General features: G+C 60.9%; 14 protein-coding genes. 8 read left to right on the top strand and 6 right to left on the bottom strand.

Annotation, left to right across the window (positions count from 1 at the left end; all coding sequences use genetic code 11):
* Window positions 1-28 precede the first annotated feature (28 nt).
* Genes J4D52_RS09115 through J4D52_RS09085 form a run of 7 tightly spaced genes read left to right on the top strand, consistent with a single transcriptional unit; the run spans window position 29 to window position 6,984 of the window.
* Complete coding sequence (locus J4D52_RS09115) at window positions 29-1,366, top strand: TadE/TadG family type IV pilus assembly protein (RefSeq protein ID WP_102676960.1); 1,338 nt, start codon at window positions 29-31, stop codon at window positions 1,364-1,366.
* Between the two features lie 8 nt (window positions 1,367-1,374).
* On the top strand, window positions 1,375-1,845 hold the full coding sequence (locus tag J4D52_RS09110) for a TadE/TadG family type IV pilus assembly protein (RefSeq protein WP_102676961.1): 471 nt from the start codon (window positions 1,375-1,377) through the stop codon (window positions 1,843-1,845).
* Window positions 1,845-2,348 carry a TadE/TadG family type IV pilus assembly protein gene (locus J4D52_RS09105; protein ID WP_025805886.1) on the top strand — a complete coding sequence of 168 codons (504 nt, stop codon included), beginning with the start codon at window positions 1,845-1,847 and terminating at the stop codon, window positions 2,346-2,348. The genes J4D52_RS09110 and J4D52_RS09105 overlap by 1 nt, the downstream gene beginning before the upstream one ends.
* Window positions 2,342-3,562, top strand: coding sequence for an AAA family ATPase (locus J4D52_RS09100; protein WP_025805885.1), 1,221 nt, complete (start codon window positions 2,342-2,344; stop codon window positions 3,560-3,562). Before J4D52_RS09105 ends, J4D52_RS09100 begins: the two co-directional genes overlap by 7 nt.
* A 3-nt stretch (window positions 3,563-3,565) precedes the next feature.
* Window positions 3,566-4,999, top strand: a complete 1,434-nt coding sequence (locus tag J4D52_RS09095) for a CpaF family protein (RefSeq protein ID WP_025805884.1) — start codon at window positions 3,566-3,568, stop codon at window positions 4,997-4,999.
* 2 nt (window positions 5,000-5,001) lie between these two features.
* On the top strand, window positions 5,002-5,988 hold the full coding sequence (locus J4D52_RS09090) for a type II secretion system F family protein (protein ID WP_102676962.1): 987 nt from the start codon (window positions 5,002-5,004) through the stop codon (window positions 5,986-5,988).
* Between the two features lie 27 nt (window positions 5,989-6,015).
* Window positions 6,016-6,984 carry a type II secretion system F family protein gene (locus J4D52_RS09085; RefSeq protein WP_025805882.1) on the top strand — a complete coding sequence of 323 codons (969 nt, stop codon included), beginning with the start codon at window positions 6,016-6,018 and terminating at the stop codon, window positions 6,982-6,984.
* A gap of 74 nt (window positions 6,985-7,058) precedes the next feature.
* Here J4D52_RS09085 and J4D52_RS09080 read toward each other — a convergent pair whose 3' ends face one another.
* The 3 genes from J4D52_RS09080 to J4D52_RS09070 form a co-directional block, all read right to left on the bottom strand.
* A complete protein-coding gene (locus tag J4D52_RS09080; protein WP_025805881.1) occupies window positions 7,059-7,331 on the bottom strand; it encodes a DUF3613 domain-containing protein in 273 nt (90 codons plus the stop codon).
* Between the two features lie 2 nt (window positions 7,332-7,333).
* Window positions 7,334-8,056 (bottom strand): lipopolysaccharide assembly protein LapB, encoded by a 723-nt coding sequence (locus J4D52_RS09075; protein ID WP_025805880.1) that lies wholly within the window; start codon window positions 8,054-8,056, stop codon window positions 7,334-7,336.
* A 107-nt stretch (window positions 8,057-8,163) separates the two neighbouring features.
* Complete coding sequence (locus J4D52_RS09070) at window positions 8,164-9,411, bottom strand: type II and III secretion system protein family protein (RefSeq protein WP_063432772.1); 1,248 nt, start codon at window positions 9,409-9,411, stop codon at window positions 8,164-8,166.
* 501 nt (window positions 9,412-9,912) lie between these two features.
* Here J4D52_RS09070 and nadA point away from each other — a divergent pair.
* Window positions 9,913-10,971 carry a quinolinate synthase NadA gene (gene nadA, locus J4D52_RS09065; protein WP_102676963.1) on the top strand — a complete coding sequence of 353 codons (1,059 nt, stop codon included), beginning with the start codon at window positions 9,913-9,915 and terminating at the stop codon, window positions 10,969-10,971.
* Between the two features lie 62 nt (window positions 10,972-11,033).
* On the opposite strand, the gene J4D52_RS09060 is transcribed toward nadA, so the two are convergent.
* The 3 genes from J4D52_RS09060 to gcvT form a co-directional block, all read right to left on the bottom strand.
* The gene (locus J4D52_RS09060; protein WP_063432770.1) at window positions 11,034-11,522 is read right to left on the bottom strand and encodes an RDD family protein; all 489 of its coding nucleotides are present in this window, start codon (window positions 11,520-11,522) and stop codon (window positions 11,034-11,036) included.
* Window positions 11,523-11,619: 97 nt separating this feature from the next.
* Window positions 11,620-11,832 (bottom strand): cold-shock protein, encoded by a 213-nt coding sequence (locus J4D52_RS09055; RefSeq protein WP_007931076.1) that lies wholly within the window; start codon window positions 11,830-11,832, stop codon window positions 11,620-11,622.
* 392 nt (window positions 11,833-12,224) lie between these two features.
* Window positions 12,225-13,349: a glycine cleavage system aminomethyltransferase GcvT gene (gene gcvT / locus J4D52_RS09050; protein WP_025805875.1), complete on the bottom strand. Its 1,125-nt coding sequence runs from the start codon at window positions 13,347-13,349 to the stop codon at window positions 12,225-12,227.
* Between the last annotated feature and the right edge of the window lie 8 nt (window positions 13,350-13,357).

The following is a 13,357-nucleotide window of genomic DNA, read 5'->3' as shown; positions in this document are numbered from 1 at the left end:
TACCACATAGACGAACGATGAGGGCTTGATGATGAGTACGCGTATCCAACAGCCATTGAGTGCATTTCCACGGCAGCAGCGCGGAGCAATGCTTGTACTGGTGGTGATTGCCCTGGCCTCGATGCTGCTGATGGGGGCCCTGGCGCTGGATGGCGGCCATATGCTGGTGAACAAGTCCCGCCTGCAGAATGCGGTGGACGCAGCGGCGCTGAGCGGTGCCAAGACCCTCAGCACGGTAATGGGCACGACAGGGGCCGCGACCCTGGCGCAGACCGCCGCGCTCAATACCCTGACCCTGAATGCCAGTGCCAGCGGCAATCAGGAGCTGGCCACCGCCATCGGCAACAATGTCGGCGGTTTTGCCACGGTGGAGTTGGCGTCCACTGTCTATGGGCCTTTCTCTTTCCCGGGGCCGGCCAATGCGAGCTATGTGCGGGTGACGGTCACCAACTATTCCCTGGCCGGATTCTTCTGGGGCGTCTTTCAGACCCTGGGCAATGGTGTCGGTAACAAGTTTGTGAGCGCGGTCGCTACCGCCGGGCCAAGCCCTGCCAGCCCTTGTGACCTCACGCCGCTGATGGTGTGCGGCGATCCAACGAAAAACAACCCGGCCACCGGGATGTTCTGGGGGTTCCAGTTCGGCGATGCGCAGGTGTTGAAAACCGCCGCGGGCAACAGCTCGCCGATTGGCCCCGGCAACTTCCAGCTGCTCGATTTCGGCTCGGGCGGCAGCACGGTCAGGCAGGGGCTGGCAGGCGGTATCACCCAGTGCAACAGCGTCGGTTCGAATGTCCAGACCAAGCCGGGGAACACTGTCGGGCCTGCCTCGCAGGGGCTCAATACGCGCTTCAACCAGTATTCCGGCGGCCTCAGCGCGGCGAACTATCCTCCGGACCTGGTGATCACGACCAACTCCAAGTCGTTCACTTACGACGATACGCTCGCGCAGATTCAGTACAACAATCAGGCGGTTACCTCGAGCAGCGGCAATTTGTCCGCGGGCGGCAGCGCCTTGTACGACTACAACAACTGGGTGCAGGAGTCCGCCAACTGTGTTGCCGGTGGCGGCGGCGGTTGCCAGAGCGGCGGGGCGTTCGAGCGGCGGATCATCAAGATCGTGATCGGTGATTGCTCGGGCAAGAACGACGGGGCGTCTTCGATACCGGTGCTGGGTTTCGCCTGCTACTTCGTCCTGCAACCGGCATCGCAAAAGGGCAATGAGGCGCAGATATTCGGCCAGTTCGAGAAGGTGTGCGAAGGCGACAACGTGCCAGGTCCCAACCCGGCCAATACCACCGGGCCGCAGATCATCCAGTTGTACAAGACCTATATCGACAACAGCCAGACGCCAAGTACCGACTCTTAGGAGGTCTTATGGGACGCACAGGATTCAGGTCGCCGCGCAGCCAAGGCGGATTGGCGATGGTGGAGCTGGTGTTGACGCTGCCACTGCTGCTGTTGCTGATGCTGACCTTCGCCGAGTTCGGTCGCATGTTGTTCCAGTACAACAGCCTGATGCAGGCCAGTCGCGACGCCGGGCGTTATGTCGCTGACAAGGCGTGGAACTCCACCCTCGGCAAGCTCGAACTGAGCGGCACGCTGCAGACCCAGGCCAAGAACATCGCTGTCTATGGCGTGCCCGCCAATCCCAATGGCTACCCGGCGGCGGTGTCGGGGCTGACGCCGGCGAATGTCACGGTCACCGCGGTGGGTGCCGAGCATATCCAGGTCAGTATTACCTACACCTATGTGCCGGTGATCGGCAGTGCCTTGCCCGTCTTGTATGGCAGCAACGTGCCGCTGGGCCTGGCCTTGACTTCCACTGTCGTCATGAGGGCTTTGTGATGAACGTCAAAGGTATGCGTGGGCTGTACACCGTCGAGTTCGCGATCACCAGCCTGGTGCTGTTCACCGTGCTGTTCGGTGTGCTGGAAATGGGCCGGCTGTACTTCACGGTCAATGCCCTGAATGAAACCGTGCGCCGCGGCGCCCGTCTGGCGGCGGTGTGCGACATCCAAGATCCGGTGATCCTGCGTCGGGCGATGTTCAACGCGTCGACCAACAGCGGTCCGAGCAGCCTGCTCAATAACCTGACGTCCGCCAACCTGAACCTGGTTTATCTGGACGCCAACGGCGCGGTAGTCGCCAGCCCCAACGATCTGACCGGCACCAACGGCTTTGTCGCCATTCGTTATGTCCAGCTACAGGTATCCAATTTCAGTTTCAATCTGCTGATTCCTGGGTTCAACGGGGTGTTTGTCCTACCGGTATTCAGGTCGACCGTGCCACGTGAAAGCCTCGGTCGGCAGCCCCAGGCAGCAGTCACACCGGAGATCACACCATGTTGAGTACCCGAGAAGCGCCCGTCGTCGCTGCTGCTACTGAAAAGCAAGGCAAACGCCTGCTGATCAGTGGGCGCGACGCGACGACCTTGAATCATCTGAAAGCGTTGAGCCAGGGACTGCCGAACATTCAGGTCAGCACTCGCCTGGTGAGCAACGGTCATACCGATCCGCTGTATGGACTGGAGCAGATGCCCGACTTCCTGCTGTTGCGCGTCAGCCATTTGTGGCGTGAAGAGCTGGCGGCCCTGTTGCAGCATCCGCTCAAGGAGCGCCCGCCACTATTGGTCTGCGGCCCTTTGGATGAGCGCGAGGGCATGCGCCTGGCGATGCAGGCCGGCGCCCGGGACTTTCTCCCCGAGCCGGTAGCGGCAGAAGAGTTGCAGGCGGCCATCGGCCGTATGCTCATGGAGGCCAATGCGGAGCAGGGGATCGGTGGCAAGCTGGTTGCGGTGATGAATGCCAAAGGCGGTTCGGGGGCCTCGATGCTCGCTTGCAACCTGGCGCATCAGCTCGCCGCCCGCGGTGGCAGGACCCTGCTGCTGGACCTGGACCTGCAGTTCGGCAGCGTGGCGCATTGCCTGGATGTGGTGCCTACCCACAGCCATGTGGATGTGCTGAAGCAGGTCGACTCCCTGGACAGCATCGCCTTGCGTGGCTATTGCAACCACTTCAGCCCGACCCTGCATGTGCTGGGCGGGCGTACCGGGGAGCTGTGCCTGACGCAGGATGTGCACCTGGATCAGCTGGAAAAACTGTTGCGCCTGGCCCGTGGGACCTACGACTGGGTGGTGGTGGATCTGCCGCGACAGATCGATCACCTCACCGGCGTCACGCTCGAACAGGCCGATCGCATCTACGTCGTGCTGCAGCAGAGCCTGAGCCACCTGAAGGACGGTACCCGCCTGACCCGCATCCTGCGCGACGACCTGAATGTGCAGAGCAACCGGATACAGGTGGTGGTCAACCGCTACAACAAGGCCTCGCCAGTGAGCCTCAAGGATGTTGCCGATGCCTTGCGCTGCACGAGCCTGCAAGCCGTGCCCAATGACTATGCGGTGGTCAGCGAGAGTCAAAACACCGGTGTGCCGCTTGAGCTGCATGCTCCACGTTCGGGGGTGACCCTGGCCCTGCGTGAGCTGACCCAGAGCCTGATCGGAATCGAGGTCGCCGAGAAGAGTTTGTTCAAACGTACCTTCAATCGTCTGTTCGGAGGCTAGGCCATGCTCAGCGACTTTCGTAATCGCCTGCGTCAGCAACCCGGCAAACAGGCACCGGCAGAAACACAGGACGCGTCCCTCGACGGCAAAGAGTGCGCCAGCGTGCTCATGGCCTGGGAGGCCAGTGTGCCGGACCTGCTCTATGAAACCAGGACCAAGCTCGGCCCGATGGAGGCCGAGTGGCGGGAAAAGATCTACCAGCAGTTGCTCAAGGTCATGGACCTGTCGCTCCTCGATTCCCTGGAGCCGGCCGAGGCCGGGCGGCAGATCCGCGACATCTGTCAGCGCCTGCTCGATGAACATTCGGCGCCGATCAATGCCAGCAGCCGCCAGTTGATCCTCAAGCAGATCACCGACGAGGTGCTCGGCCTCGGACCTCTGGAGCCGCTGCTGAATGACGCGAGTGTGTCCGACATCCTGGTCAACGGTCATGCCTCGGTGTACGTCGAGCGCTTCGGCAAGCTGCAAAGAACCGATGTGCGTTTTCGCGACGACCAGCACCTGCTGAATATCATCGATCGCATCGTTTCCAGCCTGGGGCGGCGTATCGATGAGTCCTCGCCGCTGGTGGACGCTCGCCTGAAGGACGGTTCTCGGGTCAACGCCATCATTCCACCGCTGGCCATCGACGGGCCGAGCATGTCGATCCGCCGCTTCGCCGTGGATTTGCTCAACACCGAGAGCCTGGTGCAGATGGGCACCCTGACCCCGGCCATCGCCCTGATGCTCAAGGCCATCGTCCGTGGCCGGCTGAATGTCCTGATCTCCGGAGGGACCGGCAGTGGCAAGACCACCATGCTCAACGTGTTGTCCAGTTTCATTCCGCACAACGAGCGGATCGTGACCATAGAAGACTCGGCCGAGCTGCAACTGCAGCAGCCCCATGTGGTGCGCCTGGAAACCCGTCCGTCGAACATCGAGGGCCGTGGCGAGGTGGGCCAGCGGGAGCTGGTGCGCAACAGCCTGCGTATGCGGCCGGACCGCATCGTGATCGGCGAGGTGCGTGGCGCCGAGGCGCTGGACATGTTGACGGCGATGAATACCGGCCACGACGGCTCGCTGACCACCATCCACGCCAACACCGCCCGCGATGCCCTGGGACGGATCGAGAACATGGTGTCGATGACGGGGGCGACCTTTCCGATCAAGGCCTTGCGTCAGCAGATCGCTTCGGCCATCGGTGTGGTCATCCAGCTGGAGCGGCAGGAGGACGGTACGCGACGGCTGGTCAGCGTGCAGGAAATCAACGGCATGGAAGGGGAAATCATCACCATGACCGAGATCTTCTCTTTCGCGCGCAGTGGTCTGGGCGAGAAAGGCGAGGTCCTGGGCGAATTCCGCCCCACGGGCATGGTTCCGGCGTTTCGCGATGTGCTGGCCAAACGGGGCATCGAGCTGCCGCTCAGCCTGTTCCGGCCAGACTGGATGGAGGGCTAGTCATGCATCAGATCCCCAGTGAATTTATCCTGGCGTTTCTCGGGATGGTGTTCACCGCCATATTCCTGCTCAGCCAGAGCGTGGCGGTGCCGGTGTTCGGCGAAGCCGGCAAGGTGCGCAAGCGTATTCGCAGTCGCCTCGACCTGCTGGAGCGGGCCAGTAACCTGGAGAACATGCAATCGGTCCTGCGCCAGAAATACCTGCGTCGTTTGTCCCCGCTGGAGGCGCGTCTGGAGCAGTTGCCGGCGATGGAGGCCCTGGCGCAGATGATCGAGCAGGCTGGACATGAGTACCGCGCCTATCGGGTGCTGATGCTCAGCCTGGTCCTGATGATGGTGGCTGGCATCGGGCTGTGGCTGCTCACGCAACTCTGGTGGGCGGCGCTCCCGGCGGCGGCTGCGGCCTTCTGGCTGCCGGTGCTGAAAATCTCCCGGGACCGCAACAAACGCTTTGCCCTGTTCGAGGAGCAGTTGCCGGATGCACTGGATGCCATGTGCCGGGCGCTGCGTGCCGGACATCCGTTCAACGAAACCCTGCAATTGGTGGCCGACGAGCACAAGGGGCCGGTTGCCCATGAGTTCGGCCTGGCCTTTGCCGACATCAACTATGGCAACGATGTGCGTCGGGCCATGCTTGGCCTGCTGGAGCGCATGCCGAGCATGACCGTGATGATGCTGGTGACCACTGTGCTGATCCATCGCGAGACGGGCGGCAACCTGACAGAGGTGCTGGATCGTTTGAGCAGTCTGATTCGCGGCCGTTTCCGCTTTCAGCGCAAGGTCAAGACGCTCTCGGCCGAAGGGCGCATGTCGGGCTGGATCCTGGTGGCGATGCCTTTTGTACTGGCGGCGGGGATTGTGCTTTCGAGCCCGACCTATCTGCCTCTGCTCATCAATGAGTCATTGGGGCGCAAGATGGTGCTTGGCGCGTTTGTGGCGATGCTGGTGGGAATCTTCTGGATACGCAAGATCATCCGGATTCAGGTGTGAGCACAATCACTCGTAGGGGGTGAGGTTATGGAGTATCTACTGAGTCTGATCAACAGTGTGGTCGGTAACGAACAACTGGCGCGCCTGCTGTTCGCCGGGGCCATCGGCCTGAGCGTGGTACTGGCCGTGGCGACCCTGGTGTTGCTGGCGCAAGGTCTGCAGGACCCCGTGCACCGTCGTCTGTTGCTGATCAAGCGCGGCCATGGCGGCGACGGTCATCGGCAGGGGGCGCCGAGCAATCTGCAATTGATGCTGGAGCAGGTCGGCCAGCGCTTTGTCTCCGGTGAGCAGGAGCAGGCCTCGGCGACCCGGACCTTGCTGATCCATGCGGGCTTTCGCTCCCAGGCCGCTGTGCAGATGTACTGGGCAGTGCGCCTGCTGACGCCTTTGGTATTGATGGCGCTGGCGGTCCTGGCGCTGCCGCTGATACCGAAGGTCTCGCTGCTTCTGGGGATGGGGCTGGTGCTCCTGGCGCTGGGGGTAGGCTGGCTGGCACCGGCCATCTATGTCGACAGCCGCAGGAACGCGCGGATGACCCGTTTGCTCGTCGCCTTTCCGGATGCGCTGGACTTGATGGTGGTCTGCGTGGAGTCAGGCCTTGCCTTGCCCCAGGCGATCGAGCGGGTGTCGGAAGAGATAGCGGTCAGTCAGCCTGAGCTGGCCATGGAGCTGGCCCTGGTCAACTCCGAGATCCGGGCCGGGATTCCCAGTACCGAAGCGCTCAAGCATCTGGCCGAGCGTACTGGGCTGGAGGACATTCGCGGGTTGGTGAGCCTGTTGGCGCAGAGCATTCGCTTCGGTACCAGTGTGGGGACGACCTTGCGTGTCTATGCCGAGGAGTTTCGTGACCGGCGCACCCAACAGGCCGAAGAGAAGGCCGCGAAAATCGGCACCAAGCTGGTGTTTCCGCTGATCTTCTGCCTGTGGCCAAGCTTCTTTCTGGTGGCCATAGGGCCGGCAATCATCGGTGTGTTCAAAGTATTCGGGAAGCTATGAAAGAGGGGAGGGGCAAGGGCCATCTGCATGGATGGCATTGCCCCCTCTGAACTGAACACCATCGCGATTCATTGTCACTTTGAACTACCCGAACTACCCGAACCTACGTACTCCTTGTAGTACTCGGGGATCGGGTGTTTGTAGTTGTCCAGCCAGCGCTGCAGGGTCAGTTCCCGTTCGCTGGGCGAGGCGTTCTGCGGAATGGGCGACTTGACCTGGTTACGACTCTGCAGCAGCAGCCAGGTTTCGGTCGACTGTTGTGACAGGGAGGCCGGGCCGGGTTCGATAGCCTGGGTCACCAGCGGAAGAAGCAAGAGTCCCAGGCAGCTAAGCGTTTGGTATTTCATCACTACCTCTGCGTTATTGGTTGATTGACACTCGATGGCGACGAGTCCGTAGCAGTGACTGCCTGATCCTTAGCTGACTTCTTCGTCGCGTTCCTGAGTTTTTCGGCCCGCTCCTTGGCACTGGTGACTTGTTCGGGTTTCAGGCCGGCACGATTGACCAGGTCCGAGGCCTGTTTCCAGTTGCCTTGATAAATCAGCAAGGTCACCAGGTTGAGGGTTGCCAGCTGGTTGTCCTGTTTCAGCTCCATGGCCGTGAGGAACTCAAAGCGGGCCCGGTTGGTATCCCCCTGGTTGAGGTAGACCACCCCCAGATCGTTGCGGATTTTCTCGTCGGTGGGGGACAGGCGTGCCGCCCGCGTCAGATGTTCCAGGGCCAGAGCGTTATCGTTGCGTGACGCTGCCAGTTGGCCCAGGCCATGCTCGCCTTCGGCGGCCAGGCAGGTGCTGAGCAGGCTGCGGTACAGGGGTTCGGCCTCGCTTTGGCCGAGCTGGCGATAGATCTTGGCCTTGCGCATGCGAACCTGTGCCAGGTCATCCGGCAGGCGTTGCAGATTGGCCAGGCCGGCATGCAGCTTGCCTTCGCCGATCATGTCGTCGGCCAGGCTCAGCGACAGTTCCTGGTCCGAATCTAGCTTGCTGCATGCCTGCTTCGACCAGGCACCGCCGCCGTTCGTGGCACAGCCGCCGAGCATGAGCAGCCCTAAGGCAGCAATGACTACTTTCATTTTTCCCTCCTGGAACAATCCGATTGTCGAGGAATGGCCGGCACCGGACTTGCCGAGTCCGGTGCCATTGAGCTTGAGCGCGGTAAGCGACGAGTCAGAACCTTGGGTCATTGCGAAAGCCCGCTGGAGGCCTGGTCATAGTTGCCGTTTTCCAGGAAGTACAGACGGAACCAGTTCGGGTCGTAGTTGCGCAGTGGCTCGCCAGGCAATACTGGCAGCTTGGCGTTGACCGCCAGCGGTTGCACCAGATGCGGGGTGACGATCATCAGCAGTTCCTTCTCTTCGCGTCTGATCGAAGAATCACGGAAGAATGCGCCCAGGATCGGAATATCTCCCAGGCCGGGGAACTTGTTCACGGCCGTAGTATTGGTGGTGCTGATCAGGCCGCTGATCACGAAGCTCTCACCGTCGGCCAGGGAAATGCTGGTGTCGGTGCGACGCACAACCAGGGCTGGCACCGAGATGTCGTTGACGGTAATCCCGTTGGTGAAGTCCAGTTCGCTGACTTCCGGGGCGACCTTCAAGGCGATGCGGTCATTTCCGACGATTGTGGGGGTCAGGGTCAGGCGAATACCGAATTCCTTGTACTGGATGGTAATACTGTCGCTGCCGCTGCTGGGGACCGGGATCGGCACTTCACCACCGGCCAGGAAGCTGGCGCTCTGCCCGCTCAGCGCCACCAGGCTCGGACGCGCCAGGGTGTAGGCAAACCCACTGCCTTCCAGGGCGTTGATCAGCCCCAGGACGTTACCGCCGCCAATGCCGATATTAAACATGCCGTTGTTGAGCGGTATGTTCGGCCTGACGCCACCGATATTGCCGGGCGTCACCGTCGTCCCCAACGGGGCGGTGCCCGGGGAGCTGAACAGAAAGTTACCGCTCTTGCCGAAGATCGAGGTGCCGGCCTCTTTCAGCTTGGTGCGGCTGACTTCGACAAAGCGGATATCGGTCTGCACCTGGCTGGGCAGAGACGGATCTTCGGAGGGGGGCAATAGCGAACTGACCATCGAATGCGGACCTTTGCCCTGAACGAATACCATGCTCTGGCGAGGTTCCTTGTCGCAGGCTGTCCAGACCATCAGGCTGGTTGCGCCGGGCGCAATGCCCGTCAGCAGGTATGAATCCCGCCCATTGAGATACACATCGGCAATTTTCGGGTCGCCCACGGCCAACCGGGTAATGGCGACGGGGGAGTGCATTATCGTCTGCTGACCCTCTCCCACTTCCACCGTCGACGGCAGTGGTTGCAATCCAGCGCAGTTATTTGATGCCGCCATGGCCATTCCGGTGGGAAGACCAGCGACAATCAATGTCCACGCCACTCTCCTGAGCACCTGTACACAATCACTGTTCATGCACTGCTTCCTTGTTTGGGCTGGGGTAAACCGCAAGGGCCGGTCAGCAGGGATCATTTCTCCGTCATCTGAACCAGAGCCCGCCAAGTGTTGCTGCAACCAACCAGCAGTTAGCTGTTTCTGTAACTGACGTTAGCGCAGAAAGATAAAATTGCTATGAAGTGTAAAAAAACGCTTGGTCGATCGAGGGGATTCGCCGCCGGGCCGAGGCTCGCCTGCCTGTAATGCTCAAAAATGGTGCAAGTGCGCATTGCGCGTCACTGAGCCGTTTGCGCTGAGGCGCTTGTGCAGAGGCTGCAATTTGTGGGCTTGCGTGCTGGGGCGAGCCCTGTGACACAGGTCAGAATCATCTTTTACATCAAGGGGATATTCTGTAGCCTTGCGCAGTTTCAACGCTGCACCTACCTGATGAATACTCACTCTCCCGGCGGTACCCTCAACGGGTCCGGAGCCGGGTGTATACTCGACTTTCGCGCATAAGCGCCCGCAGGTCTTGCGATCATGACGCACATTTCCGAACGCCTTCTGGTTCAGGCCCACCTTGACGCCAAACAGCCCAAGCTGCTGACGGCCGCAGAGGAATCCCATTACCGTGCTGCGATAGCTGCCGAACTCAAGGCTCAGGACGCGGTGCTGGTGGCTCACTTCTACTGTGACCCAGTGATTCAGGCCCTGGCCGAAGAGACCGGCGGCTGCGTGTCCGATTCCCTGGAAATGGCCCGCTTCGGTAACGCTCACCCGGCCAAGACCGTGGTGGTGGCCGGTGTCAGGTTCATGGGCGAGACGGCGAAGATCCTCAACCCCGAGAAACGGGTGCTGATGCCCACCCTGGAAGCCACCTGCTCCCTCGACCTGGGGTGCCCGGTGGAAGAGTTCTCGGCGTTCTGCGACCAGCATCCGGAACGCACCGTGGTGGTCTACGCCAACACCTCGGCAGCGGTCAAAGCCCGTGCCGACTGGGTGGTGACTTCCAGTTGCGCCCTGGAAATCGTCGAAAGCCTGATGGATAACGGCGAAACCATCATCTGGGGGCCGGACAAGCATCTGGGCACCTACATCCAGCGCCAGACCGGTGCCGATATGCTGCTGTGGGACGGTGCCTGCATCGTCCACGAAGAATTCAAGTCCAAGCAGCTGGAGGATATGAAGGCGCTTTATCCCGATGCGGCCATTCTGGTTCACCCGGAATCGCCGACGTCGGTGATCGAGCTGGCCGATGCGGTGGGCTCCACCAGCCAGCTGATTGCCGCTGCGCAACGTTTGCCGAACAAGACGCTGATCGTGGCGACCGACCGCGGCATCTTCTACAAGATGCAGCAGCTGTGCCCGGACAAGGTGTTTATCGAGGCGCCAACGGCCGGTAACGGCGCGGCTTGCCGCAGCTGCGCCCATTGTCCGTGGATGGCCATGAACACCCTGGAGCGCACTTTGCAGAGCCTGCGTGAGGGCAGCAACGAGATATTCGTCGACCCGGCGCTGATTCCCCAGGCCATTCGTCCGCTCAAGCGCATGCTGGATTTCACCCAGGCCGCGCGGATGAAGCTGGCGGGCAATGCCTGATCGCCTTCGACAAGCGCACAGAAAAACGCCCCGACATTCGGGGCGTTTTTGTCTGTGGCGGATTATTTTTTCTGCTTGGGAATGCGCACGATCTGGCTGGAAGAGTAGATGTCGTGCCAGCTGCGCTTCTGTTTGTCTATCAGGACCCAGATGAAACCCAGCCCGGCGCACAGCCAGGAAGCGATCGAGACCATGAAGCGCAGGAGGGCCTGCCACAGGCTGATGCTGCTGCCGTCGGCGTTCTGCACGCGAATGCCCCAGACCTGCATGCCCAGAGTCTGGCCGGAATGGGTCCAGAACTTGGCGAAGAAGGCGAACAGCACGAACAACAGGACGGTCGAGTAGAGCGGATCGCCGTCCAGGGCGCCGGATTCGGTCAGGGTGCGCATCCGGGCTTCACCGAGGATCTGCAACTGGATGAACTTGTAGATGCCGCCCGTGACGATCAGCAGTGCGGTGCACAGCAGGAAATCGTAGAACATCGCTGCCAGACGACGGCCCAGGCCAGCGGCGGGAAAATCGCCCTGGGGGGTTAGCAGGTGCTTTGGCATCACAGGCCTCTCGATCGAAAAAAGAAGCCATTTTACGGAATTGCGCGCACAAAAAAGCCCCTGATGTCAGCATCAGGGGCTTTTTCGTTACAGACGATCAGCCTTCGGCTTGAACTTCGTCAGCCTGCATGCCTTTTTGGCCCTGCACAGCGATGAAGGTCACTTTCTGGCCTTCTTTCAGGCTCTTGAAGCCGTTGCCCTGAATAGCGCGGAAATGCACGAACAGATCCGGACCGCTTTCTGGAGTGATAAAACCAAAACCTTTCTCGTCGTTAAACCACTTGACGGTACCGCTCTGACGTTGGGACATTTCTTATTTCCTTTGACGCTAAAAAATTAATGACAGTCTCTTCCTCATGAAAGAGTACTGGGCTGGGTTGCAGGAAAGTAAGAGACGTCGAACGGGTTGTAGCAAACTTGTTGGCTACTGCCCAGGTCACGATTCCAAGCGACCCATGCAAACACAGTGGGGAAACTCTACGCCAACTATGGGAGAAAAAACAAGCCCTGCGAAGCCCCGGTTTTCCTCAGCTTGGCAGCTGTTGCCGGAACTAGGCGTCTGGGCTTATTCGATAGAGTTGTTCAATTGTTTTCAACTGTTATAAGGCAAGTTCAATATCGAAAATATGCACTATTTTATGGCGGTTGCGTTACAGATTAGTGCACTTTTAACGCAACCGCGTTACTTATAGAAACAGTCGATCAACCGCGATAGTAGCGTTGTGCAACGAATGGCATTTTGCTTACAAGCATTGACACCTTTTTCCCACGAACAATTGCCCAAACTGGCGTATCGAGTGCGACATAGGCGCTGTCGATGTAACCCATGGCCAACGGACCGCCCAGGGTCGGACCAAAACCGCCGCTGCAGACACTGCCGATCACCTCGCCCGCGTCGTTGACGATTTCCGCACCTTCACGCACCGGTGTGCGTTCCTGGGGCAGCAGGCCCACGCGCTTGCGCTGCACGCCATTGAGCTGCTGGGCGAACACCTGTTCCGCGCCCGGGAAGCCGCCGGCCCGCGCGCCATCGGCACGACGTGGCTTGGAGATGGCCCACAGCAGGCTGGCTTCGATCGGTGTGGTCTGGCTGTTCATGTCGTGGCCATACAGGCACAGGCCTGCTTCCAGGCGCAGCGAGTCCCGGGCGCCGAGGCCGATGGCGGCCACTTCCGGCTCGGCCAGCAGGGCGCGGGCGAGGGTTTCGGCGTCGGCCGCCGGCACCGAGATTTCGAAACCGTCTTCGCCGGTGTAGCCCGAACGGCTGACAAAGCAGTCCACGCCCAGCAGCTTCACGCGGGTGAATTGCATGAAGGTCATCTTCGCCACTTCCGGCGCCAGGCGCGCCAGCACGGTAACGGCCGCCGGGCCTTGCAGGGCGAGCAGGGCACGCTCCTCGAACAGCGGCTCGATGCCGCACGCCTGGCCAATGTGCTGGCGCAGATGGGCCAGGTCCTGGTCCTTGCAGGCGGCGTTGACCACCAGGAACAGCTCGTCGTTGCCCAGGTTGGCGACCATCAGGTCGTCGAGGATGCCGCCGTTTTCGTTGGTGAACATGGCATAGCGCTGCATGCCCACGGGCAGGTCGATGATGTCCACCGGCACCAGGGTTTCCAGGGCCTGGGCGGCATTGGCGCCGGTCAGGCGGATCTGGCCCATGTGCGAGACGTCGAACAGGCCGGCCTGCTCGCGGGTGTGCTGGTGTTCTTTCATCACGCCCAGCGGGTATTGCACGGGCATGTCGTAACCGGCGAACGGCACCATGCGCGCGCCGAGTTCGAGGTGCAGCGAATGCAGCGGGGTCTTCAACAGTGTTTCGGTGGACATGTTCAGCT

The sequence above is a fragment of the Pseudomonas sp. GW460-12-10-14-TSB1 genome (assembly GCF_017349775.1).
Taxonomy (GTDB): domain Bacteria; phylum Pseudomonadota; class Gammaproteobacteria; order Pseudomonadales; family Pseudomonadaceae; genus Aquipseudomonas; species Aquipseudomonas piscium.
This window is presented reverse-complemented; position numbering and strand designations above follow the sequence as displayed.

What these genes read in the sequence shown, in the direction of transcription:
- J4D52_RS09085 (WP_025805882.1), top strand. Translation starts at nt 6,016, where the DNA reads ATGGAGTATCTACTGAGTCTGATCAACAGTGTGGTCGGTAACGAACAA.
- J4D52_RS09110 (WP_102676961.1), top strand. Translation starts at nt 1,375, where the DNA reads ATGGGACGCACAGGATTCAGGTCGCCGCGCAGCCAAGGCGGATTGGCG.
- J4D52_RS09075 (WP_025805880.1), bottom strand. Translation starts at nt 8,056, where the DNA reads ATGAAAGTAGTCATTGCTGCCTTAGGGCTGCTCATGCTCGGCGGCTGT.
- J4D52_RS09060 (WP_063432770.1), bottom strand. Translation starts at nt 11,522, where the DNA reads ATGCCAAAGCACCTGCTAACCCCCCAGGGCGATTTTCCCGCCGCTGGC.
- J4D52_RS09055 (WP_007931076.1), bottom strand. Translation starts at nt 11,832, where the DNA reads ATGTCCCAACGTCAGAGCGGTACCGTCAAGTGGTTTAACGACGAGAAA.
- J4D52_RS09100 (WP_025805885.1), top strand. Translation starts at nt 2,342, where the DNA reads ATGTTGAGTACCCGAGAAGCGCCCGTCGTCGCTGCTGCTACTGAAAAG.
- J4D52_RS09115 (WP_102676960.1), top strand. Translation starts at nt 29, where the DNA reads ATGATGAGTACGCGTATCCAACAGCCATTGAGTGCATTTCCACGGCAG.
- J4D52_RS09080 (WP_025805881.1), bottom strand. Translation starts at nt 7,331, where the DNA reads ATGAAATACCAAACGCTTAGCTGCCTGGGACTCTTGCTTCTTCCGCTG.
- J4D52_RS09090 (WP_102676962.1), top strand. Translation starts at nt 5,002, where the DNA reads ATGCATCAGATCCCCAGTGAATTTATCCTGGCGTTTCTCGGGATGGTG.
- J4D52_RS09095 (WP_025805884.1), top strand. Translation starts at nt 3,566, where the DNA reads ATGCTCAGCGACTTTCGTAATCGCCTGCGTCAGCAACCCGGCAAACAG.
- nadA (WP_102676963.1), top strand. Translation starts at nt 9,913, where the DNA reads ATGACGCACATTTCCGAACGCCTTCTGGTTCAGGCCCACCTTGACGCC.
- J4D52_RS09070 (WP_063432772.1), bottom strand. Translation starts at nt 9,411, where the DNA reads ATGAACAGTGATTGTGTACAGGTGCTCAGGAGAGTGGCGTGGACATTG.
- gcvT (WP_025805875.1), bottom strand. Translation starts at nt 13,349, where the DNA reads ATGTCCACCGAAACACTGTTGAAGACCCCGCTGCATTCGCTGCACCTC.
- J4D52_RS09105 (WP_025805886.1), top strand. Translation starts at nt 1,845, where the DNA reads ATGAACGTCAAAGGTATGCGTGGGCTGTACACCGTCGAGTTCGCGATC.